This window comes from Rhodococcus sp. AB351 (assembly GCF_049538275.1).
Lineage (GTDB): Bacteria > Actinomycetota > Actinomycetes > Mycobacteriales > Mycobacteriaceae > Rhodococcus.
Genome location: NZ_JBMVFW010000002.1, coordinates 260697 through 285837, shown reverse-complemented (window position 1 = coordinate 285837; position 25141 = coordinate 260697). Strand labels below are relative to the sequence as shown.

At 68.7% G+C, this 25141-nt stretch carries 23 protein-coding genes; 19 read left to right on the top strand and 4 right to left on the bottom strand.

Going from position 1 to position 25141, the window contains the following annotated elements; translation table 11 throughout:
* Window positions 1-51: 51 nt before the first annotated feature.
* The 9 genes from ACPCXD_RS07375 to ACPCXD_RS07335 all read left to right on the top strand — a co-directional run bounded on the left by ACPCXD_RS07375 (window position 52) and on the right by ACPCXD_RS07335 (window position 11506).
* Complete coding sequence (locus ACPCXD_RS07375) at window positions 52-1302, top strand: nitrate/nitrite transporter (protein ID WP_423659058.1); 1251 nt, start codon at window positions 52-54, stop codon at window positions 1300-1302.
* Window positions 1299-4994 carry a nitrate reductase subunit alpha gene (locus tag ACPCXD_RS07370; protein WP_258259310.1) on the top strand — a complete coding sequence of 1232 codons (3696 nt, stop codon included), beginning with the start codon at window positions 1299-1301 and terminating at the stop codon, window positions 4992-4994. Before ACPCXD_RS07375 ends, ACPCXD_RS07370 begins: the two co-directional genes overlap by 4 nt.
* 25 nt (window positions 4995-5019) lie before the next feature.
* On the top strand, window positions 5020-6705 hold the full coding sequence (gene narH / locus ACPCXD_RS07365; RefSeq protein ID WP_258259311.1) for a nitrate reductase subunit beta: 1686 nt from the start codon (window positions 5020-5022) through the stop codon (window positions 6703-6705).
* A complete protein-coding gene (gene narJ, locus ACPCXD_RS07360) occupies window positions 6702-7403 on the top strand; it encodes a nitrate reductase molybdenum cofactor assembly chaperone (RefSeq protein WP_229567952.1) in 702 nt (233 codons plus the stop codon). The genes narH and narJ overlap by 4 nt, the downstream gene beginning before the upstream one ends.
* The gene (narI, locus tag ACPCXD_RS07355) at window positions 7400-8131 is read left to right on the top strand and encodes a respiratory nitrate reductase subunit gamma (RefSeq protein ID WP_229567953.1); all 732 of its coding nucleotides are present in this window, start codon (window positions 7400-7402) and stop codon (window positions 8129-8131) included. The genes narJ and narI overlap by 4 nt, the downstream gene beginning before the upstream one ends.
* Window positions 8132-8215: 84 nt before the next feature.
* Window positions 8216-9553: a M16 family metallopeptidase gene (locus tag ACPCXD_RS07350; protein WP_088898230.1), complete on the top strand. Its 1338-nt coding sequence runs from the start codon at window positions 8216-8218 to the stop codon at window positions 9551-9553.
* Between the two features lie 153 nt (window positions 9554-9706).
* Window positions 9707-10462 carry a 4-hydroxy-tetrahydrodipicolinate reductase gene (gene dapB / locus ACPCXD_RS07345; RefSeq protein ID WP_170318494.1) on the top strand — a complete coding sequence of 252 codons (756 nt, stop codon included), beginning with the start codon at window positions 9707-9709 and terminating at the stop codon, window positions 10460-10462.
* A complete protein-coding gene (locus tag ACPCXD_RS07340) occupies window positions 10459-10938 on the top strand; it encodes a hypothetical protein (RefSeq protein WP_039587008.1) in 480 nt (159 codons plus the stop codon). The genes dapB and ACPCXD_RS07340 overlap by 4 nt, the downstream gene beginning before the upstream one ends.
* Window positions 10939-11002: 64 nt before the next feature.
* Complete coding sequence (locus tag ACPCXD_RS07335) at window positions 11003-11506, top strand: flavodoxin family protein (protein ID WP_051424906.1); 504 nt, start codon at window positions 11003-11005, stop codon at window positions 11504-11506.
* A gap of 2 nt (window positions 11507-11508) precedes the next feature.
* Here the strand turns inward: ACPCXD_RS07335 and ACPCXD_RS07330 are convergent, their stop codons facing one another.
* Both ACPCXD_RS07330 and ACPCXD_RS07325 read right to left on the bottom strand, forming a co-directional pair.
* Window positions 11509-11949: an SRPBCC family protein gene (locus ACPCXD_RS07330; RefSeq protein ID WP_145691779.1), complete on the bottom strand. Its 441-nt coding sequence runs from the start codon at window positions 11947-11949 to the stop codon at window positions 11509-11511.
* Window positions 11950-12006: 57 nt separating this feature from the next.
* The gene (locus tag ACPCXD_RS07325) at window positions 12007-12606 is read right to left on the bottom strand and encodes a hypothetical protein (RefSeq protein WP_145691778.1); all 600 of its coding nucleotides are present in this window, start codon (window positions 12604-12606) and stop codon (window positions 12007-12009) included.
* Between the two features lie 142 nt (window positions 12607-12748).
* Here ACPCXD_RS07325 and thyX point away from each other — a divergent pair, with 142 nt between their 5' ends.
* The 6 genes from thyX to ACPCXD_RS07295 all read left to right on the top strand — a co-directional run bounded on the left by thyX (window position 12749) and on the right by ACPCXD_RS07295 (window position 21078).
* Window positions 12749-13504, top strand: coding sequence for an FAD-dependent thymidylate synthase (gene thyX, locus ACPCXD_RS07320; RefSeq protein ID WP_060651230.1), 756 nt, complete (start codon window positions 12749-12751; stop codon window positions 13502-13504).
* Between the two features lie 106 nt (window positions 13505-13610).
* Window positions 13611-14516 (top strand): 4-hydroxy-tetrahydrodipicolinate synthase, encoded by a 906-nt coding sequence (gene dapA, locus ACPCXD_RS07315; protein ID WP_016695556.1) that lies wholly within the window; start codon window positions 13611-13613, stop codon window positions 14514-14516.
* Window positions 14516-16321, top strand: coding sequence for a ribonuclease J (locus tag ACPCXD_RS07310; protein WP_016695557.1), 1806 nt, complete (start codon window positions 14516-14518; stop codon window positions 16319-16321). The genes dapA and ACPCXD_RS07310 overlap by 1 nt, the downstream gene beginning before the upstream one ends.
* A gap of 77 nt (window positions 16322-16398) precedes the next feature.
* Window positions 16399-17025 (top strand): TIGR03085 family metal-binding protein, encoded by a 627-nt coding sequence (locus tag ACPCXD_RS07305; protein ID WP_088898226.1) that lies wholly within the window; start codon window positions 16399-16401, stop codon window positions 17023-17025.
* A 92-nt stretch (window positions 17026-17117) separates the two neighbouring features.
* Window positions 17118-19901, top strand: a complete 2784-nt coding sequence (locus ACPCXD_RS07300; RefSeq protein ID WP_186455144.1) for a DNA translocase FtsK — start codon at window positions 17118-17120, stop codon at window positions 19899-19901.
* A 193-nt stretch (window positions 19902-20094) separates the two neighbouring features.
* Window positions 20095-21078 carry a TerC family protein gene (locus ACPCXD_RS07295; protein WP_088898225.1) on the top strand — a complete coding sequence of 328 codons (984 nt, stop codon included), beginning with the start codon at window positions 20095-20097 and terminating at the stop codon, window positions 21076-21078.
* Here the strand turns inward: ACPCXD_RS07295 and ACPCXD_RS07290 are convergent.
* The gene (locus ACPCXD_RS07290) at window positions 21068-21352 is read right to left on the bottom strand and encodes a YciI family protein (protein ID WP_033096530.1); all 285 of its coding nucleotides are present in this window, start codon (window positions 21350-21352) and stop codon (window positions 21068-21070) included. The genes ACPCXD_RS07295 and ACPCXD_RS07290 overlap by 11 nt on opposite strands.
* A gap of 25 nt (window positions 21353-21377) precedes the next feature.
* Entirely contained in the window at window positions 21378-21905 is a 528-nt protein-coding gene (locus tag ACPCXD_RS07285; protein ID WP_016694603.1) for an amino-acid N-acetyltransferase, read from the bottom strand.
* A 43-nt stretch (window positions 21906-21948) separates the two neighbouring features.
* Between ACPCXD_RS07285 and pgsA the strand changes: the two genes are divergently transcribed.
* From pgsA to pspM, 4 genes are all read left to right on the top strand, one after another.
* The gene (gene pgsA / locus ACPCXD_RS07280; RefSeq protein ID WP_016694602.1) at window positions 21949-22677 is read left to right on the top strand and encodes a CDP-diacylglycerol--glycerol-3-phosphate 3-phosphatidyltransferase; all 729 of its coding nucleotides are present in this window, start codon (window positions 21949-21951) and stop codon (window positions 22675-22677) included.
* A 219-nt stretch (window positions 22678-22896) separates the two neighbouring features.
* Window positions 22897-23283 carry a helix-turn-helix domain-containing protein gene (locus ACPCXD_RS07275; RefSeq protein ID WP_026061660.1) on the top strand — a complete coding sequence of 129 codons (387 nt, stop codon included), beginning with the start codon at window positions 22897-22899 and terminating at the stop codon, window positions 23281-23283.
* A gap of 199 nt (window positions 23284-23482) precedes the next feature.
* On the top strand, window positions 23483-24289 hold the full coding sequence (gene pspA, locus ACPCXD_RS07270) for a phage shock protein PspA (protein ID WP_006551283.1): 807 nt from the start codon (window positions 23483-23485) through the stop codon (window positions 24287-24289).
* 26 nt (window positions 24290-24315) lie between these two features.
* Entirely contained in the window at window positions 24316-25125 is an 810-nt protein-coding gene (gene pspM, locus ACPCXD_RS07265) for a phage shock envelope stress response protein PspM (protein WP_258259316.1), read from the top strand.
* Window positions 25126-25141 lie beyond the last annotated feature (16 nt).

Genomic DNA, 25141 nt, shown 5'->3' with positions numbered 1-25141 from the left:
GGTTCCGCCGAACCGGGTCCGGACCGCGCCCGGGAATGGTTCCCTGAATATGTGAGAACGGCCACGCCAACGGATCTCGGGAGGTTGCGCGGAGCGAATCTGGCTCTGGCGACCTGGGTGTCCGCCATCAACTTCTGGGCCTGGAACATGATCGGGCCGCTGTCGACGACCTACGCCACCGACATGTCGCTCAGCAGCACGGAAGCGTCGATGCTGGTGGCCACGCCGATCCTCGTAGGCTCCCTCGGCCGCATCGCGGTCGGGGCGATGACGGACCGGTACGGCGGACGGGCGATGTTCATCGCCGTCTCGCTGCTGTCGATCGTTCCCGTCGTCGCGGTCGGATTCGCCGCCGAGGCCGGCTCCTACCCGCTGCTCCTGGTCTGCGGCTTCTTCCTCGGCATCGCCGGCACGATCTTCGCGGTCGGGATCCCGTTCGCCAACAACTGGTACGAACCCGCCCGCCGCGGCTTCGCGACCGGCGTGTTCGGGGCGGGCATGGTGGGCACGGCCCTGTCGGCCTTCTTCACCCCGCGCTTCGTGAACTGGTTCGGGCTGGTGCCCACCCACATCGTCGTGGCGGCCGCCCTCGCCGTGACCGCCGTGGTGTGCATCCTGGTGATGCGCAACGCTCCCGATTTCCGTCCCAACACCGACCCGGTGCTGCCCAAACTGACAGCCGCGGCGAAACTCGGTGTGACCTGGGAGATGTCGTTCCTGTACGCGGTCGTGTTCGGCGGATTCGTGGCGTTCAGCAACTACCTGCCCACCTACATCAAGACGATCTACGGCTTCTCCGCCGTCGACGCCGGTACGCGCACGGCGGGTTTCGCGCTCGCCGCGGTCCTCGCCCGGCCCGTGGGCGGAGCGCTGTCGGACCGGGTGCCGCCGAAGTACGTGGTCCTGGCCTCGTTCACCGGCACCGCCGTGATGGCGGTGATCGCGACCTTCCAGCCCCCGCCCGACCTGTGGTCGGCGCTGACGTTCATCACAATGGCGATCTTCCTGGGCATCGGCACCGGCGGTGTCTTCGCGTGGGTGGCGCGCCGCGCCCCGGCGCACGCAGTGGGCAGTGTCACCGGCATCGTCGCCGCTGCCGGTGGGCTCGGCGGCTACTTCCCGCCACTGGTGATGGGCGCGACCTACGACGCCGAGGGCAACGACTACACCGTCGGTCTGCTCCTGCTCGCGGCGACGGCACTGGTGTGCCTGCTCTACACCGCATTTCGGCTGCACGCCCACGAACCGCCCCCATCGGTCGCACGATCCGGAACCCGCGACGTACGTGAGGAGAAGCCGTGACGGACACCGCCGGAGTCGGGAACCGGATCGAGGAACTGCTCGTGCGCAGCGGACGGTTCTTCACCTCCGGCGAGCAGTCCGACGACACACGCACGGTCACGCGGCGCGGTGGCCGCGAGGGCGACATCTTCTACCGGGACCGCTGGAGCCACGACAAGGTCGTCCGCTCCACACACGGGGTGAACTGCACCGGCTCGTGCTCGTGGAAGATCTACGTCAAGGACGGCATCATCACCTGGGAGACCCAGGAAACCGACTATCCGACAGTCGGTCCCGACCGTCCCGAGTACGAACCGCGCGGGTGCCCGCGCGGCGCGGCCTTCTCCTGGTACACCTACTCGCCGACGCGCGTGCGCTATCCGTACGCGCGCGGGCTGCTCGTCGAGATGTACCGGGAGGCGCGGCAGCGACTCGGCGATCCGGTGCTCGCCTGGGCCGACATCCAGAACGATCCCGAACGGCGCCGCCGCTACCAGCGTGCCCGCGGCAAGGGCGGACTGGTGCGCGTCACGTGGGCCGAGGCCACCGAGATGATCGCCGCCGCGCACGTCCACACCATCAAGGAGTACGGACCCGACCGGGTGGCCGGCTTCTCGCCGATCCCCGCCATGTCGATGGTCTCCTTCGCCGCCGGATCCCGGTTCGTCGAACTGCTCGGCGGCGTGATGACGTCGTTCTACGACTGGTACGCCGACCTACCGGTGGCGTCGCCGCAGGTCTTCGGCGATCAGACCGACGTACCCGAGTCCGGGGACTGGTGGGACGCCTCCTACCTGATGATGTGGGGTTCGAACGTGCCCGTCACCCGCACCCCGGACGCGCACTGGATGACGGAGGTCCGCTACCGCGGCACCAAGGTCGTCTCGGTGAGTCCGGACTACGCCGACAACACCAAGTTCGCCGACGAGTGGATGGCGTGCGCGGCCGGTACCGACGGTGCCCTGGCGATGGCGATGGGCCACGTGCTCCTCACCGAGTTCTATGTGCGGCAGCGCGTTCCGTTCTTCGTCGACTACGTGCGCCGATACACCGACCTGCCCTTCCTCGTGCGGCTCGAGGAACGCGACGGAAGGCTCGTGCCGGGCAAGAACCTCACCGCCGCCGATCTCGGGCACAGCGTCGAGAACGCGGCCTTCAAACCGGTCTTCGTCGACGGTGCGACCGACACCGTCGTCGTACCCCCGGGCTCCCTCGGCTTCCGCTACGGCGACGACGGCATCGGAAAGTGGAATCTCGAACTCGGCGACCTCGTCCCGACATTGACGGTCACGCCCGGCGGCGGGGGAGCGGGCGAGACCTCGGCGGTGTACCTGCCGAGTTTCGACACCGTCGACGGGCACGGTGAGAGCATCGAACGGGGCGTGCCGGTCCGTCGGATCGGGGACCACCTCGTGTGCACCGTCTTCGACCTGATGCTCGCGCAGTACGGGGTGAACCGTCCGGAGCTCGACCTGCCCGGGCAGTGGCCGAGCGGGTACGACGACCCGGGCTCGCCGTACACCCCGGCCTGGCAGGAGGCCCTCACCGGGGTGCCCGCGGCCCAGGCGATCCGGATCGCGACGGAGTTCGCCCGCAACGCCGAGGAGTCGGGCGGGCGTTCGATGATCATCATGGGGGCCGGCATCTGCCAGTGGTTCCACGGCGACGCGACCTATCGCGCCGTACTTGCGCTGCTCATGCTCACCGGCTGCATGGGACGCAACGGAGGCGGGTGGGCGCACTACGTCGGCCAGGAGAAGTGCCGTCCCGTCACGGGATGGGCGGCCATGGCGATGGGGACGGACTGGTCTCGCCCACCTCGCCAGATGGCCGGCACCTCCTACTGGTACGTGCACACCGATCAGTGGTGCTACGACGGTTACCGTGCCGATGCGCTGGCCAGTCCCCTGGGGCGAGGGCGTTTCCGCGACAAGCACACGATGGACGTCATGGCGTCCGCGGTCGCCATGGGCTGGACGCCCTTCTATCCCCAGTTCGACCGCAACACCCACGAGGTCGCCGAACAGGCACGGGCGGCGGGACGGGAGATCCCGCAGCACGTCGCCCAGCAACTCGCCTCGGGCGAACTGAAACTGTCGGTGACCGACCCCGACGACCCGCGGAACTGGCCGCGCGTGCTCAGCGTGTGGCGGTCGAATCTGCTCGGCTCGTCCAGCAAGGGCAACGAGTACTTCCTGCGGCACCTGCTCGGCACCGACTCCAACGTGCAGGCCGAGCCGACGGCCCCCGGCCTGCGACCCGGTGAGGTGGCGTGGCCCGACGGCCTGCCCGAAGGAAAACTCGACCTGCTCATGTCGATCGACTTCCGCATGACCTCGACGACGTTGTTCTCCGACATCGTCCTGCCCGCCGCGACCTGGTACGAGAAGGGTGACCTGTCGAGCACCGACATGCACCCCTACATCCACGCCTTCACCGCGGCGGTCGACCCGCCCTGGGAGACCCGTTCGGACTACGACGCTTTCGGCGCCATCGCGCAGACCTTCAGCACCCTCGCCCGGACCCATCTGGGAACCCGCACCGACATCGTGATGGGGACACTGCAGCACGACACGCCCGCGGCGATGGCGTATCCGTCCGGTACCGAACGGGACTGGCGCTCGACCGGCGAGGTGCCGGTTCCGGGGAGGACGATGGGTCCGCTCACCGTCGTCGAACGGGACTACGGTGCGATCGCGGAGAAGTGGGCGACGCTCGGTCCGCTCGTCGAGACCCTCGGGGTGAACACCAAGGGCGTCGTGACCCGGCCGGACCGTGAGGTCGCCGAACTGGCACAGAGATTCGGCGTGATGAATTCCGGTGCCGGACAGGGACGCCCGGCGATCACCACCGCCGAGCGCATGGCCGACACGATCCTCGCGCTGTCGGGCACGTCCAACGGCAGGCTCGCCGTCGAGGGTTTCCGCGAACTGGAGAAACGCACCGGACGGCGACTCGTGCACCTCGCGGAGGGCAGCGAGGAACGGCGGATCACCTACGCCGACACTCAGGCCCGTCCCGTACCGGTCATCACGAGCCCCGAATGGTCGGGGAGTGAAACGGGAGGTCGCCGGTACGCGCCGTTCACCGTGAACATCGAGGAGCTGAAACCCTTTCACACGTTGACGGGCCGGATGCACTTCTACGTCGACCACGACTGGCTCGAAGAGCTCGGGGAGCAGCTCCCGGTCTACCGGCCCCCGCTCGACATGTCGCGGCTGTTCGGCGAGCAGGCGGTCGGCTCCGGCGACGGTATCGGTCTGACGGTGAGATACCTGACCCCGCACTCGAAGTGGTCGATCCACTCGGAATACCAGGACAACCTGTTCATGCTGTCGCTGTCCCGGGGCGGGCCGACGATGTGGATGTCGCCGGCCGACGCCGCGAAGATCTCGGTGAGCGACAACGACTGGGTCGAGGCCGTCAACCGCAACGGTGTCGTGGTGTGCCGGGCGATCGTCTCGCACCGGATGCCCGAAGGGGTGGTGTTCGTCTACCACGCCCAGGACCGCGTCATCGACGTCCCGCGCAGCGAGACCACCGGACGCCGCGGCGGCATCCACAATTCGCTGACCCGCATCCTCATCAAGCCGAGCCACCTGGCCGGTGGATACGCGCAGACGGCTTACGCGTTCAACTATCTCGGCCCGACGGGCAACCAGCGCGACGAGGTGACGATCGTGCGGCGCCGATCCCAGGAGGTCGTCTACTGATGAGTGAGCAGGAAGCGAGGCGATCGTGAAGGTCATGGCACAGCTCGCGATGGTGATGAACCTCGACAAGTGCATCGGATGCCACACCTGCTCGGTGACCTGCAAACAGGCGTGGACCAACCGGTCGGGCACCGAGTACGTGTGGTTCAACAACGTCGAAACCCGCCCGGGCCAGGGCTATCCGCGCACCTACGAGGATCAGGAACGCTGGCGCGGTGGCTGGGTCCGGGATACCAAGGGACGGCTGCGTCTCCGCGACGGTGGACGCCTCGCGAAACTCGCGCGCATCTTCTCGAACCCGAAGATGCCGTCGATCGACGACTACTACGAACCGTGGACCTACGACTACGACAACCTGACGAACGCCCCCCTCGGCGACCACGTCCCGGTGGCCTCGCCGCGCAGCCTCATCTCCGGTGAACCGATGAAGGTGGAATGGTCGGCGAACTGGGACGACAACCTCGGTGGCTCACCGGCGATCGTGCCCGACGACCCGATCCTGAAGAAGGTCGGCGACCGGATCAAGCTCGAGTTCGAGCAGACCTTCATGTTCTACCTGCCGCGGATCTGCGAGCACTGCCTCAACCCGTCGTGTGTGGCGTCGTGTCCGTCCGGCGCGATGTACAAGCGGTCGGAGGACGGCATCGTCCTCGTCGACCAGGACCGGTGCCGCGGCTGGCGGATGTGCGTGTCCGGATGCCCGTACAAGAAGGTGTACTTCAACCACAAGACCGGCAAGGCCGAGAAGTGCACCTTCTGCTACCCGCGCGTCGAGGTCGGGTTGCCGACGGTGTGTTCGGAGACGTGCGTGGGCAGGCTTCGGTACATCGGTCTGGTCCTCTACGACGTCGACCGGGTCCTGGAGGCGGCATCGGTGGAGAACGACACCGACCTGTACGAGGCGCAACGCGGGCTGCTGCTCGACCCCCGCGACCCCGAGGTGATCGCCGGCGCCCGCGCCGAGGGCATCTCCGACGAGTGGATCGAGGCCGCGCAACGGTCCCCGGTCTACGACCTGATCAGCACCTACCGGGTCGCGTTGCCGCTGCATCCGGAATACCGGACGATGCCGATGGTCTGGTACGTGCCACCGCTGTCGCCGGTCGTCGACGCCGTCAGCCGGGAGGGACACGACGGCGAGGACATCGGCAACCTGTTCGGCGCCCTCGACGCCCTGCGCATCCCCATCGCGTACCTCGCGGAACTGTTCACCGCCGGGGACACCGCGACGGTCGAGGCGGTGCTGCGACGACTCGCTGCGATGCGCTCCTACATGCGCGACATCAATCTCGGCCGCGAGACCCGCCCCGAGATCCCCGAGGCCGTCGGCATGACCGAGGAACGGATCTACGAGATGTACCGGCTCCTCGCGCTCGCCAAGTACGACGAGCGGTACGTCATCCCCACCGCCTACGCGGCCGAAGGGCATCGCCTCGAGGAGTCGGCGACGGACTGCGCACTGTCCTACGAGGGTGGTCCCGGCATGTACGAGTCGGGTCCGTTCGGTGAGGCCAGCGGCGCCCCGGTCCCGGTGGCGGTCGAGACCTTCCACGCCCTCGCCCAGCGGCAGACCAGTGAGGGGATGGCGGCGAACGCGTCGAACCCGTCGCGGGTGAACCTCCTGAACTGGGACGGCAAGGGCGTGCCGACGGGCATGTTCCCGGGCGGTCACGACAGGGGCGGTCACGGCACGGAAGGGGAGAAGCGATGAGACTGCTGCGTCCACGGCGCGCCGGCGTCGATCGCGCACTGCACCGTCGCCTCGTCCGTCAGGCCGCGTCGCTGCTGCTGGCCTATCCCGACGACGGACACGCCGGACGGCTGGACGTCGCCGGGCAGCTCGTCGACCACATCACCGGTCCCGAGGAGGACATGCTGGGGACGGCGGTCCGCGCACTGGACGAACCGGATCTGCTCGTCCTGGCCCAGCGGTACGTCGAGACCTTCGACCTGCGGCGACGCTCGACGATGTACCTGACCTACTGGACCGCGGGCGACACCCGGAATCGCGGCGCCGAGATGCACGCCTTCGCGAGTGCCTACCGCGCCGCGGGCGTCGAGCCGCCCGCCCACGAATCACCCGACCATCTGCCGGTCGTCCTCGAATTCGCGGCCACCGTGGATCCCGCCGCGGGTGAGGAACTCCTCACCCGGTATCGGGTGGCCCTCGACGTGCTGCACACCTCCCTGCACGAGGCCGGCTCGCCGTACGCGCAGGTCGTCGCGGCCGTGTGCGCGACGCTCCCGCCGGTCACCGCCCGGGACGAGGAGCGGGCCCGGCGCCTCGCGCAGGCGGGACCGCCCCGCGAGTCGATCGGATTGCAGCCCTTCACCCTGACGGTGCCGCCCCGGCCCGCGCCCTCGTCGCCGTCCGACGGATCTTCCCGGCGAGGAGTCCCGGAATCATGAGTGCAGGAGAGATCTTCTGGGACGTGGTGCCGTACGTGACACTCGCGATCGTCGCGGTGGGGACCTGGTGGCGGTACCGATACGACAAGTTCGGATGGACCACCCGTTCGTCCCAGCTGTACGAGGCGCGGTTGCTGCGCATCGCGAGCCCGATGTTCCACTTCGGAATCCTGGTCGTGATCGTCGGCCACGTCATCGGCCTGGTGATCCCGCAGTCGTGGACCGACGCCGTCGGGTTGAGTCAGCACGCCTATCACGTGCAGGCCATCACTCTCGGCACGATCGCCGGTGTCTCGACGCTCGTCGGCATCTCCCTGCTCGTGTACCGCCGTCGCACCCGCGGTCCCGTCTTCAGCGCCACCACTCTCAACGACAAGGTCATGTATGTCGTGCTCGTCGCCGCGATCGTGGCGGGTCTCGCCACCACGCTGATGGGGTCGGGTGTCGTGGGCGAGGAACACAACTACCGGGAGACCGTCTCGCCGTGGTTCCGGTCGATCTGGGTCCTGCAACCCCGCGGCGACCTGATGGTGGAGGCGCCGTTCAGCTTCCAGCTGCACGCGCTGATCGGTCTCCTGCTCTTCGCCATCTGGCCGTTCACCCGCCTGGTCCACGCCTTCAGTGCCCCCGTCGGATACCTGTTCCGGCCGTACATCGTCTACCGCAGCCGCGAGGAGGCACGTCCCGGCCGGCTCGTGGGTTCGCAACCGCAACGACGGGGGTGGTGAGCGCGACCGATGGTGGGGGACAGTCCCGGTGTACTGTGAAATGTTCCGCGCCCCCCGACCTTGTCAGGACCACCGAAGATCCCCATGGCTTCCAGTTCCCACGTGAAGAACGACGCTTCGACCCCCGCACCCGTCGCGGCCACCGGCGTCCGCCGCTCGGTCCTTCCCGGGGGAGTGCGGGTCGTCACCGAGCACGTCCCGGGAGTGCGCTCGGCGGCCGTCGGCGTGTGGGTCGGTGTCGGATCCCGCGACGAACAACCGTCGGTCGCAGGTGCCGCCCACTTCCTCGAGCACCTGCTGTTCAAGGCGACCCCGACGCGTACCGCTCTCGACATCGCCGAGACGATGGACGGGATCGGGGGAGAGCTCAACGCGTTCACCAGCAAGGAACACACCTGCTTCTACGCGCACGTCCTCGACGACGACCTGCCGATCGCCGTCGACGTCGTCGCAGACGTCGTCCTGCGCGGCCGGTGCCTGAGCGCGGACGTCGACGTCGAGCGTCAGGTGGTGCTCGAGGAGATCGCGATGCGCGACGACGATCCGGAGGATCTGCTCGGCGACTCGCTGCTCACCGCGCTGTACGGCGATCACCCCATCGGCCGGCCGATCATCGGATCCGTCGAGTCGATCGAGTCCATGACCCGGACCCAGTTGCACTCGTTCCATGTGCGCCGCTACACCCCGCCGCGGATGGTCGTCGCGGTCGCCGGCAACGTCGACCACGCGCACACAGTCGAACTGGTCCGCCGCGCCTTCGCCGGTCACCTGGACGACGCGGCCACCCCCGCGCCCTGCCGCGACGGACGGCTCGAACTGCGCACTGCACCGACGATGAGCATCGTCGAGCGCGACAACGAGCAGGCGCACCTGACGCTCGGCGTGCGGTCCTTCGGTCGGCACGACGGGCGTCGCTGGGCGCTGTCGGTGCTCAACGCAGCCGTCGGCGGTGGGCTGAGTTCGCGCCTGTTCCAGGAGGTGCGCGAGAAGCGGGGCCTGGCCTACTCGGTGTACTCCGGCACCGACACCTTCGCCGACACCGGCGCCTTCTCCGTGTACGCGGGCTGCCAGCCCGACAATCTCGGTGAGGTCGGCGCGGTGGTCCGTGAGGTGCTCACCGACGTGGCCGAACACGGCATCACCGACGCGGAATGCGCTCGCGCAAAGGGGTCGCTGCGCGGCGGTCTCGTGCTCGGACTCGAGGACACCGGGGCGCGCATGCACCGGATCGGCCGCAGCGAACTGAGCTACGGGCAGCACTGGGGCATCACCGAGACCCTCGAACGCATCTCGTCGGTGTCCACCGAGGAGGTGCGCAGCGTGGCAGCCGACCTGCTGCACCGGCCGTTCGCGGTCGCCGTCGCCGGCCCCTACCGGCGCACGCGTGATCTTCCGGCGTCGGTGCGCGCGCTCGTGTCCTGAATCGTCCTCAGCTGAGCCAGTCGGCTCCGGAGGCGTCCGATGTCGACGCGCTCTGCGCGCAGCAGTAGGTGGCGTTCGACCCGCTCGGGACGTCTACGGGTGGTTGCGTAGGATTTCCGGGGGAGACGGCAACGAAAGGGCGTGACGACGCAAGTGGATGCAACAAAGGTTCGGGTGGGTGTACTCGGTGCTGCCGGCAAGGTCGGCCAGGCGATCTGCGCCGCCGTCGACGCCGCGTCCGATCTCGAGCTCGTCGCCACCGTCGACAAGGGCGACAGCCTCGACGCCTTCGTGAACTCGCAGACCCAGGTGGTCGTCGACTTCACCCACCCCGACGTCGTCATGGACAACCTGCACTTCCTCGTCGAGAACGGCATCCACGCCGTGGTCGGAACCACCGGCTTCGACGACGAGCGCCTCGACCGGGTGCGGAGCTGGCTCGCGGATCGTCCCGAGGTGGGCGTGCTCATCGCGCCGAACTTCGCGATCGGTGCCGTGCTGTCGATGCGCTTCGCTCAGGCCGCCGCCCGGTTCTTCGATTCCGTCGAGGTGATCGAGCTGCACCATCCGAACAAGGCCGACGCCCCGTCCGGCACCGCCTACCGCACCGCCCGTCTGATCGCGCAGGCCCGCGCCGAGGCCGGTGTGGCTCCGAGCCCGGACGCCACCACCACCGAACTCGACGGTGCGCGCGGCGGTGACGTCGACGGTGTCCGCGTGCACTCCGTGCGTCTCGCCGGCCTCGTCGCTCACCAGGAGGTGCTGCTCGGCACCCAGGGCGAGACCCTCACCATTCGGCACGACTCGATCGACCGTTCCTCCTTCGCTCCCGGCGTGCTGCTCGGTGTGCGGGAGATCGGTAAGCGACCGGGTCTGACCGTCGGAATCGATCCCCTCCTCGACCTGTGAGAACCGGCTCGCTCAAGGTCCTCGTCCCCATTGCGTTCATCGTGGTGGCGCTGGGGTTCTACTTCGTTCTGCTCGGCTCCACCGGCCTGGAACTGGTCCGGTCCGGTGAGGTCGCGGCGATCGGTCTCGGGATCGGCATCCTCATTCTCCCGATCGTGGGAGCCTGGATCGTCTACGCGACCCTCCGCGCAGGGCTGCAGCATCAGCACCTCGCGCGGCGGATCCACGACGAAGGCCTCGAACTCGACGTCGACGACCTGCCCCGCATGCCGTCGGGGCGGGTCGAGCGGGACGCCGCCGACGAACTGTTCGCGACCGTGAAGCAGGAATGGGAAGCCGACCCCGACAACTGGCGCAACTCCTACCGGCTCGCACGCGCCTACGACTATGCGGGCGACCGCAGTCGTGCGCGGGAGACGATGCGCCGAGCCGTTGCGCTCGAGAAGCTCGAACGGGACGGCCACGCCGGTTCCTGAACCGGCGAGCGGCTTTGACAACCTCGAGATGGTGCAGCAGCCTGCTGATGTGACGGACGAGGCTGTGGAAGACCGGGCAGGGGCGGGCGAGGCAGGGCGCGAGGACGGATCCCGCACAGTGCTGGTGGTGCATCACACCCCCTCGCCGCCGACTCGCGAGATCCTCGAAGCCGTCCTGGAGGGAGCGCGGGACCCGGAGATCACGGGTGTCACCGTCCGGGTGGTCCCCGCGCTGGGCGCCACGGTGCCCGATGTGCTGGCCGCCGACGGCTTCCTGTTCGGCACGACAGCCAATTTCGGTTACATGTCGGGTGCGCTCAAGCACTTCTTCGACACGGTCTACTACCCGTGTCTCGATGCCGTGGCCGGCCGTCCCTACGGTCTGTGGGTGCACGGGAACAACGACACCGCCGGCGCTGTGGCGTCGGTTCGGCGCTTGACCACCGGGTTGGGTCTCGTGCAGGCTGCTGCCGATCTCGAGATCACCGGACCGGTCGACGCGAAGGTACGCGAGCAGTGCTACGAGCTCGGCGCCATCGTCGCGGCGACCGCGGCCGGTGACATCTGACGTCAGCGGAAGTTCTTCTCCGTGAACGACTTGAGGCCCTTTCCGGCGGTTTCGAGGGCCATCTTCTCGGCGCGCCGCACGAGGAATCCGGGGACGGGGATCTTCGGGTCGATCGTCAGGGAGAATTCGGCCGTCGTGCCGGATCCCTTGGTGATGAGGGTGTAGGCGCCGTCCTGCTGGCGCTGCTGGCTGCTCTCCACCAGGGTCCACGACATGGACTCGTCGCCGTTCCAGGAGTACTCGACGACCTGTTCGTCGGTGATGCCGACGATGGAGACGGTCATCCGCACGCGGTGCGGTCGTCCGTCGGGGTGGGTGGACTCGACGGTGACGGACTTGTGGGTCGACGACCACTCGGGCAGGCGTTCGACCGCGGCGAGCGCGGCCATCACCTGCTCCGGGGTTGCGTCGATGTCGAAACTCCTGGTGCTGCTGACCGCCATGCGCCCTCCGTGTCGCCCGATTGTGTGCGTCGGCACTCTATCGTGCGGTGAGGTGCCTCACGCGTCGCTGCGCGGGTTCGTGTCGTCGGGGCCCGCAGTGTCGTTGCGGCCGGCAGTGTCGTCCGGGCCCGCGGTGTCGGTCGGGTCGGATGGCGGTTGCTCGGTGGGTTCGGGCGAGGTGGGCTTCGCCCAGCCACCCTGACGGCGCCATTCGTCGGCACGGCGCTGATAGCGCATCTGCTCCCGCAGGGCGCCCTGCACGGCCTGCGCCATCCAGGAATTGAGCGACAGTCCGCTCTGCTGCGCCGCTTCCTCGGCCTTGGTCTTGATCTGTTCGACGAGGCGCAGGGTCACCCGGCTGATGTCGCCGGTCATCTCTTCGAAGGACGGCGTCGGATCCTCGTGCGGGGGAGCGGGTTCGCTGTGGACGGCGAGGACGGCATCGGTGCCGTCGAGGCGCACCGTGACGGTGCGGTCGCCGAGTTCGTCGCTGATCTCGTTGGCCATGTCGGACAGTGCTGCCAGGACCGCGAGTCGGACGGGTGCGGCGATGGCGGTCGCGAGGGCGGCGGCGGTGCGTCGGGTCTGCTCGTCGCCGAGTTCGGCCGCGGAGATCACGGAGTCCGTGATGGCGAACGTGTACTTGTCGATGTCCATGACGCCAGTGTGACGTCACAAGTGATGTCACGCAAGTGTCATCATGATGTCATCGATCGTCGCAGGTCGAGGCGCGTTAGTGTTCGGACGGAAGAGACGGCGCGTCCGGAGGATGCGCGACGACCCAGGCGAGGAGGAGACGATGGCGCCCGAACCCGCCGTTCCGAAGGTCCGGCTCATCGCCACGACGGAGTTCCACGTCCCCGACGACGTCGACTGGGACACCGACGCCGAGGGCGGGGAAGCGCTCGTCGAGTTCGCCGGTCGCGCCTGCTACCAGAGCTGGTCCAAACCGAACCCGCGCACCGCGACGAACGCCGGATATCTCCGTCACCTGCTCACCGTGGGGCACCTGTCCGTTCTCGAACACGCGACGGCGACCTTCTACATCACCGGCATCTCCCGTTCGTGCACGCACGAGCTGATCCGGCACCGGCACTTCTCGTTCTCCCAGCTGTCGCAGCGTTTCGTCGCCGACGGTGAGGTGCCCGTGGTGGTTCCGCCCGCGATCGCGGGCGATGCCGAACTCGAGGAGTTGTTCTTCGCGGCCGCGGAGCGCAGCCGCGAGGCCTATGTGGCGCTGTTGGCGGCGCTCGACGAGAAGCTCTCGCATCTTCCCGCCGGTCCGTTGCGCGCCAAGCAGGTCCGGGAGGCCGCCCGGGCGGTGCTCCCCAACGCCACGGAGACCCGCATCGTCGTCACCGGCAACTACCGATCGTGGCGTCACTTCGTCGCCATGCGCGCGACCGAACATGCCGACGTCGAGATCCGGCGTCTCGCCGTCGAATGTGTGCGTCAGCTCGCGGATGCCGCACCGAACGCGTTCTCGGACTTCGCGATCACGAAGCTGGCCGACGGCAGCGAGATCGCAGCTCCCACGCTCGCGACCGATCTCTGATCGACCTGTACCCCGATCTCCGATCGACTGCTACACCGATCTGTGATCCGTCTCCGAGGGGCGGGCGTGTGTCGAGGCGGCCCTGCCACGCGGTAGCCTTCTGACCATGACCAACGGTGATTCCGCAACTGCTGTCGAGCTTCCGTTCGGCACCGTCGCCACAGCGATGGTGACCCCGTTCACTGCCGATGGCAAGCTCGACGTGGATGCGGGCGTGCGTCTGGCGAACTACCTCGTCGACGGTGGCTGTGACGCACTGGTTCTCGCCGGTACGACCGGCGAATCGCCCACGACGACCGAGAACGAGAAGATGGAGCTGATGCGGGCCGTGCTCGCATCCGTCGGCGACCGCGCCAAGATCATCGCCGGTGCCGGCAGCAACGACACCGCCCATAGTGTCGAGCTCGCGCGCGACGCCGCGCGGGCGGGTGCGCACGGCCTGCTCGTGGTGACCCCGTACTACTCGCGTCCCCCGCAGGCCGGCCTGTACGCCCACTTCGTCGCGGTGGCCGACGCGACCGATCTGCCGGTCATGCTCTACGACATCCCACCTCGATCCGTCGTGCCGATCGAGACCGACACGCTGCGTCTGCTCGCCGAGCACCCGCGGATCGTCGCGGTGAAGGACGCCAAGGGTGATCTGAACGCGGGCGCCGAGCTGATCGGCACCACCGACCTGAAGTTCTACTCGGGCGACGACCCGCTGAACCTGCCGTGGCTGTCCGTCGGTGCCGTCGGATTCGTCAGCGTGATCGGCCATCTCGTGCCCGGTCGCCTCCGCGAGCTGCACACCGCTTTCGAGGCCGGCGATCTCGAACTCGCCCGCCGCATCAACCTGTCGATGGTGCCCATCTACCGCGCCGTCGCCCGGCTCGGCGGCGTGAGCGCCTCCAAGGCCGGTCTGCGGCTGCTCGGCATCGACGTCGGAGAGCCTCGTCTGCCGCAGGTCGCCCCGGTGACCGCGCAGATCGACGCTCTCGCGGCGGATCTCCAGGCTGCGGGGGTGCTGTGATGAGCCGCCCCGCACGCGGCCGGGGCCGCGCCACCCGCAACGCCGGTCCTCCCGCCCGCGTTCCGCGGCGTGTCGCGCAGAACTCGGCGAACCCCCAGCGTCCGGACGCCCGCATCGTCGACCCCACCGAGCGATTGGGGCTGCCGCCGAAGGCTCCCCGCGACGGTCTGCGGGTCGTCGCGCTCGGCGGTATCGGTGAGATCGGCCGCAACATGACGGTCTTCGAGCACCAGGGACGACTGCTCGTCGTCGACTGCGGTGTGCTCTTCCCCGAGGACCAGCAGCCGGGCGTCGACCTGATCCTGCCCGACTTCCGGTACATCGAGGACCGGATGGACGACGTCGAGGCGATCGTCCTCACCCACGGTCACGAGGACCACATCGGTGCCGTGCCGTTCCTGCTGCGCCTGCGCCCCGACATCCCGGTCGTCGGGTCCAAGTTCACCCTGGCGCTGGTCGCGGCGAAGTGCCGCGAGCACCGTCAGCGCCCCAACCTCGTCGAGGTCGTCGAGGGGCAGACCACCTCACACGGCCCGTTCGAGTGCGAGTACTTCGCGGTCAACCACTCCATCCCCGACGCGATCGCCGTCGCGATCCGTACCGCGGCGGGCGTCGTGCTGCACACCGGCGACATCAAGCTCGACCAGCTGCCGCTCGACAACCGTCTCACCGACCTCGCGGGCTTCTCCCGCCTCGGTGACGAAGGTGTCGACCTGTTCCTCGTCGACTCGACGAATGCCGAGGTCCCCGGTTTCGTCACGCCCGAGCGCGAGATCGGCGGAGTGCTCGACACCGTCATCGGCAAGGCGACCAACCGGGTGATCGTCGCGTCCTTCGCGAGCCACGTGCACCGCATCCAGCAGATCGTCGACGTCGCCGAGCGCTACAACCGGCGCGTGGCGTTCGTCGGCCGGTCGATGGTCCGCAACATGCAGATCGCGCAGGATCTCGGCTACCTGAACGTGCCCGACGGCCTCGAGGTCGACATCGACACCGCCGCGAGCCTGCCCGACGACCGGGTCGTGCTGGTCTCCACCGGTTCGCAGGGCGAACCGCTCTCGGCGCTGTCCCGGATGGCGCGCGGCGAGCACCGGCAGATCAACATCCGGGCCGACGACCTCGTCGTCCTCGCGTCGTCGTTGATCCCCGGCAACGAGAACTCGGTGTTCGCGGTCGTCAACGGTCTGGCCAAGCGCGGCGCGAAGGTCGTCACCCAGCAGAACGCGAAGGTGCACGTCTCCGGTCACGCGTCGGCCGGCGAACTGTTGTACCTCTACAACGCGGTGCGTCCCACCAACGCGATGCCCGTCCACGGCGAGTGGCGCCACCTGCGGGCGAACGCCGCCCTGGCCGAGGCCACGGGTGTTCCCCGCGAGCGGATCGTGCTCGCGGAGGACGGTGTGGTCGTCGACATGGTCGACGGACTCGCGGAGATCGTCGGGCGCGTCCCGGTCGGTCACGTCTACGTCGACGGCCTGTCGGTGGGCGACGTGGGCGAGTCCACGCTGTCCGATCGTCTCGTCCTCGGCGAGGGTGGTTTCATCTCGATCTCCGTCGCGGTCGACGCCACGACCGGCCGTGCGGTGAGCACCCCGGAGGTTTCCGGTCGCGGTTTCTCCGACGATCCGGGCGCGCTCAACGAAGCAGCGCAGCTCGTCGACAAGGCGCTCAACGAACTCGCTGCCGAAGGGGTCACGGAGACCCATCGCATCGCCCAGGGCATCCGCCGGGTCGTCGGACGCTGGGTCGCCGAGACCTATCGTCGTCGCCCGATGATCGTGCCCACGGTGATCCCGGTCTCCTGAGCGCGGTCCGCGCGGGTCCGCCGAACACGCGGGCTCGCGCGATGGGCGCGGGCGATGGTGATCGCTAGAGTGGCGGAATGAGCCTCGCCCGAAGCGAACGACATGCCCTCGTCCGCACCATGTCCGAGGTCGGACCCGACGCGCCGACGCTCTGCGGCGATTGGACGGTCCGGGATCTCGCCGCACACCTGCTCGTCCGCGAGCGCCGCGTGGACGCGATGCCCGGCATCGTCGTCCCGGCCCTGGCCGATCACACGGAGAAGGTGCGACGCTCCGCCACCGACCGGCAGTGGGCACACCTGCTCGCCGACGTCGATTCCGGCCCGCCGAAGTGGTCGCCGATGTTCCTGTTCGATGCCGTCGCCAACGCGGCGGAGATGTTCGTGCACCACGAGGACGTGCGCCGCGCGCAGCCCGGATGGGAGCCGCGGACGCTGTCGGCGGACGACCAGGACCAGCTCTGGCGGATCGCGCGGATGATCGGACGCAACAGCTACGGCGGATGCGACGTCACGGTGGTCTTCGAAAGGTCCGGTTCCGGCGAGCGGGTCACCCTGCGCAAGCGCGGTCCGCGCACCGTCGTGCTGCGCGGCGAACCGTCCGAACTCGTGCTGCACGCCTTCGGACGCGATCAGGTGCGGCTCGGGATCGAGGGCGACGAGTCGGCGGTCACCGAACTGGCGGGGTCGAAACGCGGACTGTGAGCGCTCGCCCGGGCGGCGTGTGACCAGTGCCGCCGCCCGGTACCCGTGTTGCTGATGGTTCATGAGAGGTCCGTGCGGCTACCCTGGCGGATATGGCAGGAAAGTCGTCGGGCAGCCGCGGAACGTCGTCTACGACCTCTCGGTCGCGGACGGGGGCGCGGGGCTCGGGCGGCAGCACCTCCCGTGCTCGCAGCGCGGGTGCCTCCACTTCGAAGACCCGATCGACCGCGAAGTCGAAGGCGGCCGGTTCCACCCGGTCCACCGCTGCACGCAAGCCGCGCGCCGCGGCCTCGACCGCGAACCGTCGCAGCGGTGGCACCGCGCGTCGCGCTCCGGCCGCGAGCCGCCGCCCCGCGCCCGCCCGTCCCCGGCGCAGTTCCGGGGGGATTCTCACCGCCGTGGGCCGCACCGTCGGTGCCGGCTGGATGATGACGGCCCGCGCCGTCGGAGCCACGACCCGCACGATGGGTCGCGCCACCGAGATCGAGTCCGGACACCGCCGCGACGGCATCGCGCTCGGACTGATCGCCCTCGGCGTGATCATCGCCGGCACGGTGTGGTTCGGCGTCGGTGGCCCGGTGGGGGAGTGGGTCGAGACGGCCGTCCGCGCCGTCACCGGCGGTGCGAGCGCGGTCCTTCCGCTCGTCGCGGTCGGCATCGCAGTGACGCTGATGCGCACCGAACCGCATCCCGAGATCCGTCCCCGGCTCGTCGTCGGCGGACTGCTCGTCGGTCTGCCCGCACTGGGCCTGTGGCACATCGCCTCCGGTTCGCCCACCGACGCGGAGGGCCGATCCGAAGGAGCCGGTTTCGTGGGTGCCGCCGTGGGCGGACCACTCACCTCCGGCCTCACCGTCTGGCTGTCCGTGCCGCTGATGCTCCTCGCGGCAGGCTTCGGGATCCTGCTCCTCACCGGAACCACGGTGCGTGAGCTGCCGGAACTGTTCCGCGACTACTTCGGCCTCGGCTACCGCGCCGACGACGAATACGGCGACTACGACGACCACTACGACGACGGTTACGGCTACGACGAGCCGCCGATGTTCGACGCCGACGGCTACCCGATCGACGAGCCGCCCGCGCCCAAGCGGTCCCGCCGCCGCCGTACCCCGGTGGAGAACTACCCGCCCGACGAGTTCGACGGAGACGCGAAGACCGAGGTGCTCCCGCTGTGGGACGATCGCGCACCCGAACCGGAGAAGCCCACCTCACCGCCGGCCACGCTGGAGATGCCCTCGGTCGCCGAGACCCCGGCCGCAGCACCGGCCCCCGCTCCCGCCCGCAAGAAGCCGAAGGCCGCACCCGTCCCCGAGGTCGTCGACCAGACCTCCGAACCGGAACCGGCCGAGACGTTCGTCCGCGACCGCGAGGTCGAGGGCGACTACACGCTGCCCTCCCTGGAACTGCTCACCAAGGGCGACCCGCCCAAGACGCGGTCGGCCGCGAACGACCAAATGATCGAGGCGATCACCGAGGTTCTCGAACAGTTCAAGATCGACGCCGCGGTCACCGGCTTCACCCGCGGCCCGACCGTCACCCGCTACGAGGTCGAACTCGGCCCCGGCGTCAAGGTCGAGAAGATCACCGCGCTCGCCCGCAACATCGCGTACGCGGTGGCGACCGACAACGTCCGTCTGCTCGCGCCGATCCCGGGTAAGTCCGCAGTCGGCATCGAGGTCCCCAACACCGACCGCGAACTCGTGCGTCTGTCGGACGTGCTCGCGGCACCGTCGACCCGCCGCGACCACCACCCCCTCGTCATCGGTCTCGGCAAGGACATCGAGGGCGACTTCGTCTCGGCCAACCTCGCGAAGATGCCGCACCTGCTGGTCGCCGGTTCTACCGGTTCCGGTAAGTCGAGCTTCGTCAACTCGATGCTCGTGTCGCTGCTCATCCGCGCGACGCCCGACGAGGTGCGGATGATCCTCATCGATCCCAAGATGGTCGAGCTGACGCCCTACGAGGGCATCCCGCACCTGATCACGCCGATCATCACGCAGCCGAAGAAGGCCGCGGCGGCGCTCGCGTGGCTCGTCGAGGAGATGGAGCAGCGCTACCAGGACATGCAGGCCAACCGTGTGCGGCACATCGACGACTTCAACGCCAAGGTGAAGTCGGGGGAGATCACCGCACCGCTCGGCAGCGAGCGCGTGTACCGGCCGTATCCCTACATTCTCGCCATCGTCGACGAGCTCGCCGACCTGATGATGACGGCCCCGCGCGACGTCGAGGACGCGATCGTCCGCATCACCCAGAAGGCCCGCGCCGCCGGCATCCACCTCGTGCTCGCCACCCAGCGACCCTCGGTGGACGTCGTCACGGGTCTCATCAAGACGAACGTGCCCTCGCGACTCGCGTTCGCGACGAGTTCGCTCACCGACTCGCGTGTCATCCTCGACCAGCCCGGTGCCGAGAAGCTCATCGGTATGGGCGACGGACTGTTCCTGCCCATGGGCGCGGGCAAACCGATCCGCCTGCAGGGTGCGTTCATCACCGACGAGGAGATCGCAGGGGTCGTCGACTTCGCCAAGAACCAGGCCGAACCCGAGTACAACGAGGGCGTCACCACCCCGAAGGCCGGCGACAAGAAGGACGTCGACCCCGACATCGGCGACGACCTCGACGTGTTCCTGCAGGCGGTCGAACTCGTCGTCACCAGCCAGTTCGGTTCCACGTCGATGCTGCAGCGCAAGCTCCGCGTCGGCTTCGCCAAGGCCGGTCGCCTGATGGACCTGATGGAGACCCGCGGCGTGGTCGGCCCGAGCGAGGGCAGCAAGGCCCGCGAGGTGCTGGTCAAGCCCGAGGAACTCGACGGCCTGCTGTACTCGATCCGTGGCGGCGGAGACCCGGCGGAGGCCCCGGCCGCAGAGCAGTGAGACAGTCCTCCCGGCGGGAAGTGACGATGTGTGGCACAATCGTGGGAGCTGTGGAGGGGAGTATCCCCTGATCCGCGGCGGTCTCGTCAACACGTGCGGCGCCGATGCCGTCCCGGGGCCGTCGGTCCGGCGATAGTCCGGGCGGGAGAGACCTCCGGCAGGTACGCATACCTACCGGAAGGCCCGTGTATCCATGCACGTAACCCTGACCACCTGGTTGATCACGATCGCCGTCATCATCGGGTTGTTCGTCTTCGACTTCTTCGCCCACGTCCGCAAGCCGCACGCGCCCACCCTGCGCGAATCCGGCTTCTGGTCGGCCGTCTTCATCGCCATCGCGATCCTCTTCGGCGTGATCGTCTTCGTGATCTGGGGCCCGACCTACGGCGGCGAGTACTTCGCCGGCTACATCACCGAGAAGGCGTTGTCGGTCGACAACCTCTTCGTCTTCGTCATCATCATGGCCACCTTCGCGGTGCCCCGTGAGTACCAGCAGAAGGTTCTCACCATCGGCATCGTGCTGGCCCTGGTCATGCGTGGTGCCTTCATCGCGGTCGGTGCCGCGGCGATCAACGCCTACAGCTGGGTGTTCTACCTGTTCGGCTTCTTCCTCGTCTACACCGCCGTCAAGCTCATCCGCGACCACGGCGAGGACCCGCAGGGCATCTCGGAGAACCGGATGGTCAAGTTGGCCCGGAAGTTCCTGCCGGTGCACGACGAGTACGACGGCGACCGGCTCGTCACCCGCATCGACGGCAAGAAGCTCGTCACGCCGATGCTGCTCGCGCTCGTCGCGATCGGGTTCACCGACATCCTCTTCGCGCTCGACTCGATCCCCGCGATCTACGGTCTGACGAACGAGCCGTACCTGGTGTTCACCGCGAACGCCTTCGCGCTGATGGGTCTGCGACAGCTGTTCTTCCTCATCGGCGGTCTGCTCGAGCGGCTGGTCTACCTGTCCTACGGACTGTCGATCATCCTGGCGTTCATCGGCGTGAAGCTGGTGCTCCACGCCCTGCACGAGAACACGCTCGGCTGGATCAACGGCGGCGAGCACGTCGCCGTCCCGGAGATCTCCACCGGCGTGTCCCTGGTCGTGATCGTCGGCGTGCTGGCCGTGACGACGGTGGCCAGCCTGCTGAAAACGCGCGGCGAGAAGGAATCCGTCAGGAGTTGAATACGCCCATCACCGGGTTCCACCCGGTGATGCGCACGGCATCGACGAGGTCGCGCTGCGCGAACGGGTCCTGGGCCATCAGTTCGCGCGCCGCGGCCTCGTCGGCCACGTCGACGAGGATGAGCGCACCCGAACCGTCCGTCCACGGGCCGGTTGCCCGCACGATGCCCTGTTCGACGAGATCGCCGAGCCATGCGCGGTGCTTCGGGCGGTGCTCGTCGCGCGCCGAGGCGGTCGCGTCCGAATAGGTGTACTCGACGGCGAACAGGGCCATGCGGGCCTCGCTTTCGTGGTCTCGATCAGAGGGTGAGGAGCATCCGGGTGTTCCCGAGCGTGTTCGGTTTCACATAGCTCAGGTCCAGGAACTCCGCGACGCCCGTATCGTACGACCGGCACATCTCCGCGTAGACCTCGGCCGTCACAGGAGTCCCCTGGATCTCCGCGAAACCGTGCCGCGCAAAGAATTCCACCTCGAAGGTGAGCACGAACAATCGTTCCAGCTCGAGCTCGCGGGCGACCTCGATGAGGCGCGCGACGATCAGGTGACCCGCGCCGTGACCCTTGACCGACGGATCGACGGCCACGGTGCGTACCTCGCCGAGATCCGACCACAGCACGTGCAGGGCACCGCAACCGACGACCTGCCCTCCGAGTTCGGCGACCCAGAACTCCTGGACGGCCTCGTACAGGGTCACCAGATTCTTCTCGAGCAGGATCTTGCCCGCGTAGATGTCGATGAGCCGCTTGATCTCGGGCACGTCGGAGGTTCGGGCGCGCCGGACGACCATTCGATCGTTCGAGTCGTGGTTCGTCGGCGGTGTCGTCATGCGGTGAACAGTAGCGCGTGCGGCTACCGATATTGTGGGGCACATGAGCACGCCCCGCCAGCATGTCACCGCGTCGGGCGGGAGCGGCGCCGCACCGGGACCGCACGCCGGGAGCCCGCACGATCCGGTGCCGTTGTGGAACATCGCCAACATCCTGACGGTGGGCCGGATCGCGTTGGTGCCGGTCTTCCTGGTGCTGCTCTTCGTCGGCGACGGGCACGACACCGTGTGGAGGCTCGCGGCGACCGGAGTCTTCGCGATCGCCGCCATCACCGACCGGATCGACGGTCAACTCGCGCGAAAGCACGGTCTCGTCACCGATTTCGGCAAACTCGCCGATCCCATCGCCGACAAGGCCCTCATCGGTGCCGCGCTGGTCGGCCTGTCGTTGCTCGGCGACCTGTCGTGGTGGGTCACCGGGATCATCGCGGCCCGGGAACTGGGGATCACCGCCCTGCGGTTCGCCGTGCTCCGGCACGCCGTGATCCCGGCGAGTCGCGGCGGCAAGCTCAAGACCCTGGTACAGACGCTCGCGATCGGCGTCTACCTGCTGCCGCTGCCGGACTCGGTGGCACCGGTGGCGATCGGCCTGATGATCCTCGCGGTCGCCCTGACGGTGGTGACGGGACTCGACTATGTGGTCCAGGCGATCCGGCTGCGTACCGGGGTGCGCCGGAGCGAGACCGTCCGGGCGGAGGACGGGCCGGCGGACGACGTCGCCGCCCAGGACACGCCGGACGACGGTCGCACGGTGGGTGAGGACGCCCGGTGACCCTGCCCCGTAACCGCGTCCGGTAACCACGTGCGGCACGTGCGGGATCCGGCCCGGTGCGGCCGACACCGCTGTGTCGGGACTACTCGGACGTCTGCAACCGCCGTCGGCGTTGTAATGTCTGGACACCGCGGTATCGAGGTCCGATCGATCTGCGGGAACCTCGCAGCGTCGTCGTGCGTTGACGAGGTGTCGGCACGACGGACGAAGGAGGATGGGATGGCGCTGTTGTTGCGTGAGGCACTCGGTGACAGCCTTCGGCGCACCCGTGTTTCGCAGAGCCGCACCCTGCGCGAAGTCTCCAGCAGCGCCCGGGTCAGCCTCGGCTATCTCTCGGAGATCGAGCGCGGCAGGAAGGAGGCCTCGAGCGAACTGCTCGCGGCCATCTGCGATGCACTGGACGTCCCGCTGTCCGACGTGCTGTTCGACGTGAGCGGTCTGCTGGCGGACGGCGTCGACCGTCGCGCGGGCATGGAGACCACCGCAGCCGCCACGGCACCCGCCGAGCGGTCCGACGACGGCGCCACCGCCGAGCCGGGGCTGCTCGCGCAGGAGCCGCGCATGGTGATCCCTGCACCCGCCGCACAGGCGCTGGCAGCCGCCTAACATGGATCACGAACCGTGCCGGCCTCGCCGGATACGGTCGTAAGCGACATCGGCCGGGGCGTGGTGCGTGCACGGACCCGGCCGGGGCAGGTGGGTCGTCGGGGGTAGCAGCGGACCGGCGATCTTCGAACCGGGGCGCGAGGGCCGCGTACCGGGTCGCGTTCGGCGCGGCGTACCAGATGGAGGCAGGATCACACCCATGGCTAATCCTTTCGTCAAGGGCTGGAAGTACCTGATGGCGCTTTTCAACTCGAAGATCGATGAGAAGGCCGATCCGAAGGTCCAGATTCAGCAGGCGATCGAGGACGCGCAGCGGCAGCACCAGGCGCTCTCGCAGCAGGCGGCTTCCGTCATCGGTAACCAGCGTCAGCTCGAGATGAAGCTCAACCGTCAGTTGGACGAGGTCGAGAAGCTCAACGCGAGTGCTCGCCAGGCCGTCATGATGGCCGACCAGGCGACGGCGGCGGGCGACACCGAGAAGGCGATCCAGTACACGAACGCGGCGGAGGCCTTCGCGGCCCAGCTCGTCACCGCCGAGCAGTCCGTCGAGGACCTCAAGGTGCTGCACGACCAGTCGCTCCAGGCCGCCGCGCAGGCCAAGAAGGCCGTCGAGCAGAACGCCATGGCGCTGCAGCAGAAGGTCGCCGAGCGCACGAAGCTGCTCAGCCAGCTCGAGCAGGCCAAGATGCAGGAGCGCGTGAGCGAGTCGCTGCGTTCGATGGATTCGACCCTCGCAGCGCCGGGCACCACCCCGAGCCTCGACGCCGTCCGCGAGAAGATCGAGCGTCGCTACGCCAACGCTCTCGGTTCCGCCGAGCTCGCCCAGAACTCGGTGCAGGGCCGCATGCTCGAGGTGCAGCAGGCCACCGTCCAGATGGCCGGCCACAGCCGACTGGAGCAGATCCGGGCATCGATGAAGGGCGAGGCCCTTCCGGGCACTCCCGCCAACCCTGCCGTCGACACGCGCAAAGAGCCCCCGAACGCTGCCGGTACCACCGGCCGCTGATCCGCACGCCTCGGAACCGATCCGCCGTGAACGCCTCCGGAGACGACCGGACCGGGAACATCCCCGGTTCGGTCGTCTCTGCGTTCCGCGACGCCACCGACAACGCGATGGAGGCCGCGCGCCGCTGGCGCGATCCCGCCGCCCGCTTACGGCGTAAGAAGCGTCGCGCGCGTCGCCGGGCCAGTTTCTTCGGTGCCGGCTCGGGCACCACAGCAATCGGCACCGCCACTCTCGCCGTCGCGTCGGCTCCCGAATGGACGCTCGTCGCGGCCGGGGGAGCCACGGCGGCTCTCGCGGTGCCCGCCGTCCTCGCCGTCCGTACGTTCCGTCGTCTCGATGCGGTGCCGCTGCCCCCACCGCCGCCGCGCCGCCGGTCGCTGCCACCGGCCGGTTCGGTCGCCCGCGCCCCGATGGAACGCCTCGCGGCGAACGAGGAGAGCCTGCGGCGACTGCTCGGTGTGCTCGTCCGGTCGAACTCCGTGGCCCCCGACGACCTCACCGAGATCGACGACGCGGCCCGCGCAGCCGCATCCGCACTCGATGCCGTCGTCGAGGACGTCGTGGCCCTCGAATCCGCCGCGCGGGGCAGTGCGGCCGCGAAGACCCATCTCTCCGCCGCCATCGTCGACGCCGGCGAGCGTCTCGGGACGGGTGTCGACCAGTTCGAGGAACTCGTCGCCGCCGCCGCACGCCTCGCCGCGACCGCCGAGGGCAACCGGTCGCTGGCGATGCTCGACCAGCGACGCGCCGAACTGATCGCCACGTCCGACAAGCTCGAGAGCTGGGCGCAGTCCTGGCGCGAGTTGGGACAGATCGAGCAGCGTTACCGCCCCTGAGGGGTGGAACACCTCC

Coding starts and splice junctions, on each gene's coding strand:
- ACPCXD_RS07305 (WP_088898226.1), top strand. CDS start 16,399: ATGAGCCTCGCCCGAAGCGAACGACATGCCCTCGTCCGCACCATGTCC.
- ACPCXD_RS07300 (WP_186455144.1), top strand. CDS start 17,118: ATGGCAGGAAAGTCGTCGGGCAGCCGCGGAACGTCGTCTACGACCTCT.
- narJ (WP_229567952.1), top strand. CDS start 6,702: ATGAGACTGCTGCGTCCACGGCGCGCCGGCGTCGATCGCGCACTGCAC.
- pspA (WP_006551283.1), top strand. CDS start 23,483: ATGGCTAATCCTTTCGTCAAGGGCTGGAAGTACCTGATGGCGCTTTTC.
- ACPCXD_RS07310 (WP_016695557.1), top strand. CDS start 14,516: ATGAGCCGCCCCGCACGCGGCCGGGGCCGCGCCACCCGCAACGCCGGT.
- ACPCXD_RS07330 (WP_145691779.1), bottom strand. CDS start 11,949: ATGGCGGTCAGCAGCACCAGGAGTTTCGACATCGACGCAACCCCGGAG.
- ACPCXD_RS07290 (WP_033096530.1), bottom strand. CDS start 21,352: ATGGCCCTGTTCGCCGTCGAGTACACCTATTCGGACGCGACCGCCTCG.
- ACPCXD_RS07350 (WP_088898230.1), top strand. CDS start 8,216: ATGGCTTCCAGTTCCCACGTGAAGAACGACGCTTCGACCCCCGCACCC.
- ACPCXD_RS07295 (WP_088898225.1), top strand. CDS start 20,095: ATGCACGTAACCCTGACCACCTGGTTGATCACGATCGCCGTCATCATC.
- pgsA (WP_016694602.1), top strand. CDS start 21,949: ATGAGCACGCCCCGCCAGCATGTCACCGCGTCGGGCGGGAGCGGCGCC.
- ACPCXD_RS07275 (WP_026061660.1), top strand. CDS start 22,897: ATGGCGCTGTTGTTGCGTGAGGCACTCGGTGACAGCCTTCGGCGCACC.
- narI (WP_229567953.1), top strand. CDS start 7,400: ATGAGTGCAGGAGAGATCTTCTGGGACGTGGTGCCGTACGTGACACTC.
- ACPCXD_RS07325 (WP_145691778.1), bottom strand. CDS start 12,606: ATGGACATCGACAAGTACACGTTCGCCATCACGGACTCCGTGATCTCC.
- ACPCXD_RS07285 (WP_016694603.1), bottom strand. CDS start 21,905: ATGACGACACCGCCGACGAACCACGACTCGAACGATCGAATGGTCGTC.
- dapA (WP_016695556.1), top strand. CDS start 13,611: ATGACCAACGGTGATTCCGCAACTGCTGTCGAGCTTCCGTTCGGCACC.
- thyX (WP_060651230.1), top strand. CDS start 12,749: ATGGCGCCCGAACCCGCCGTTCCGAAGGTCCGGCTCATCGCCACGACG.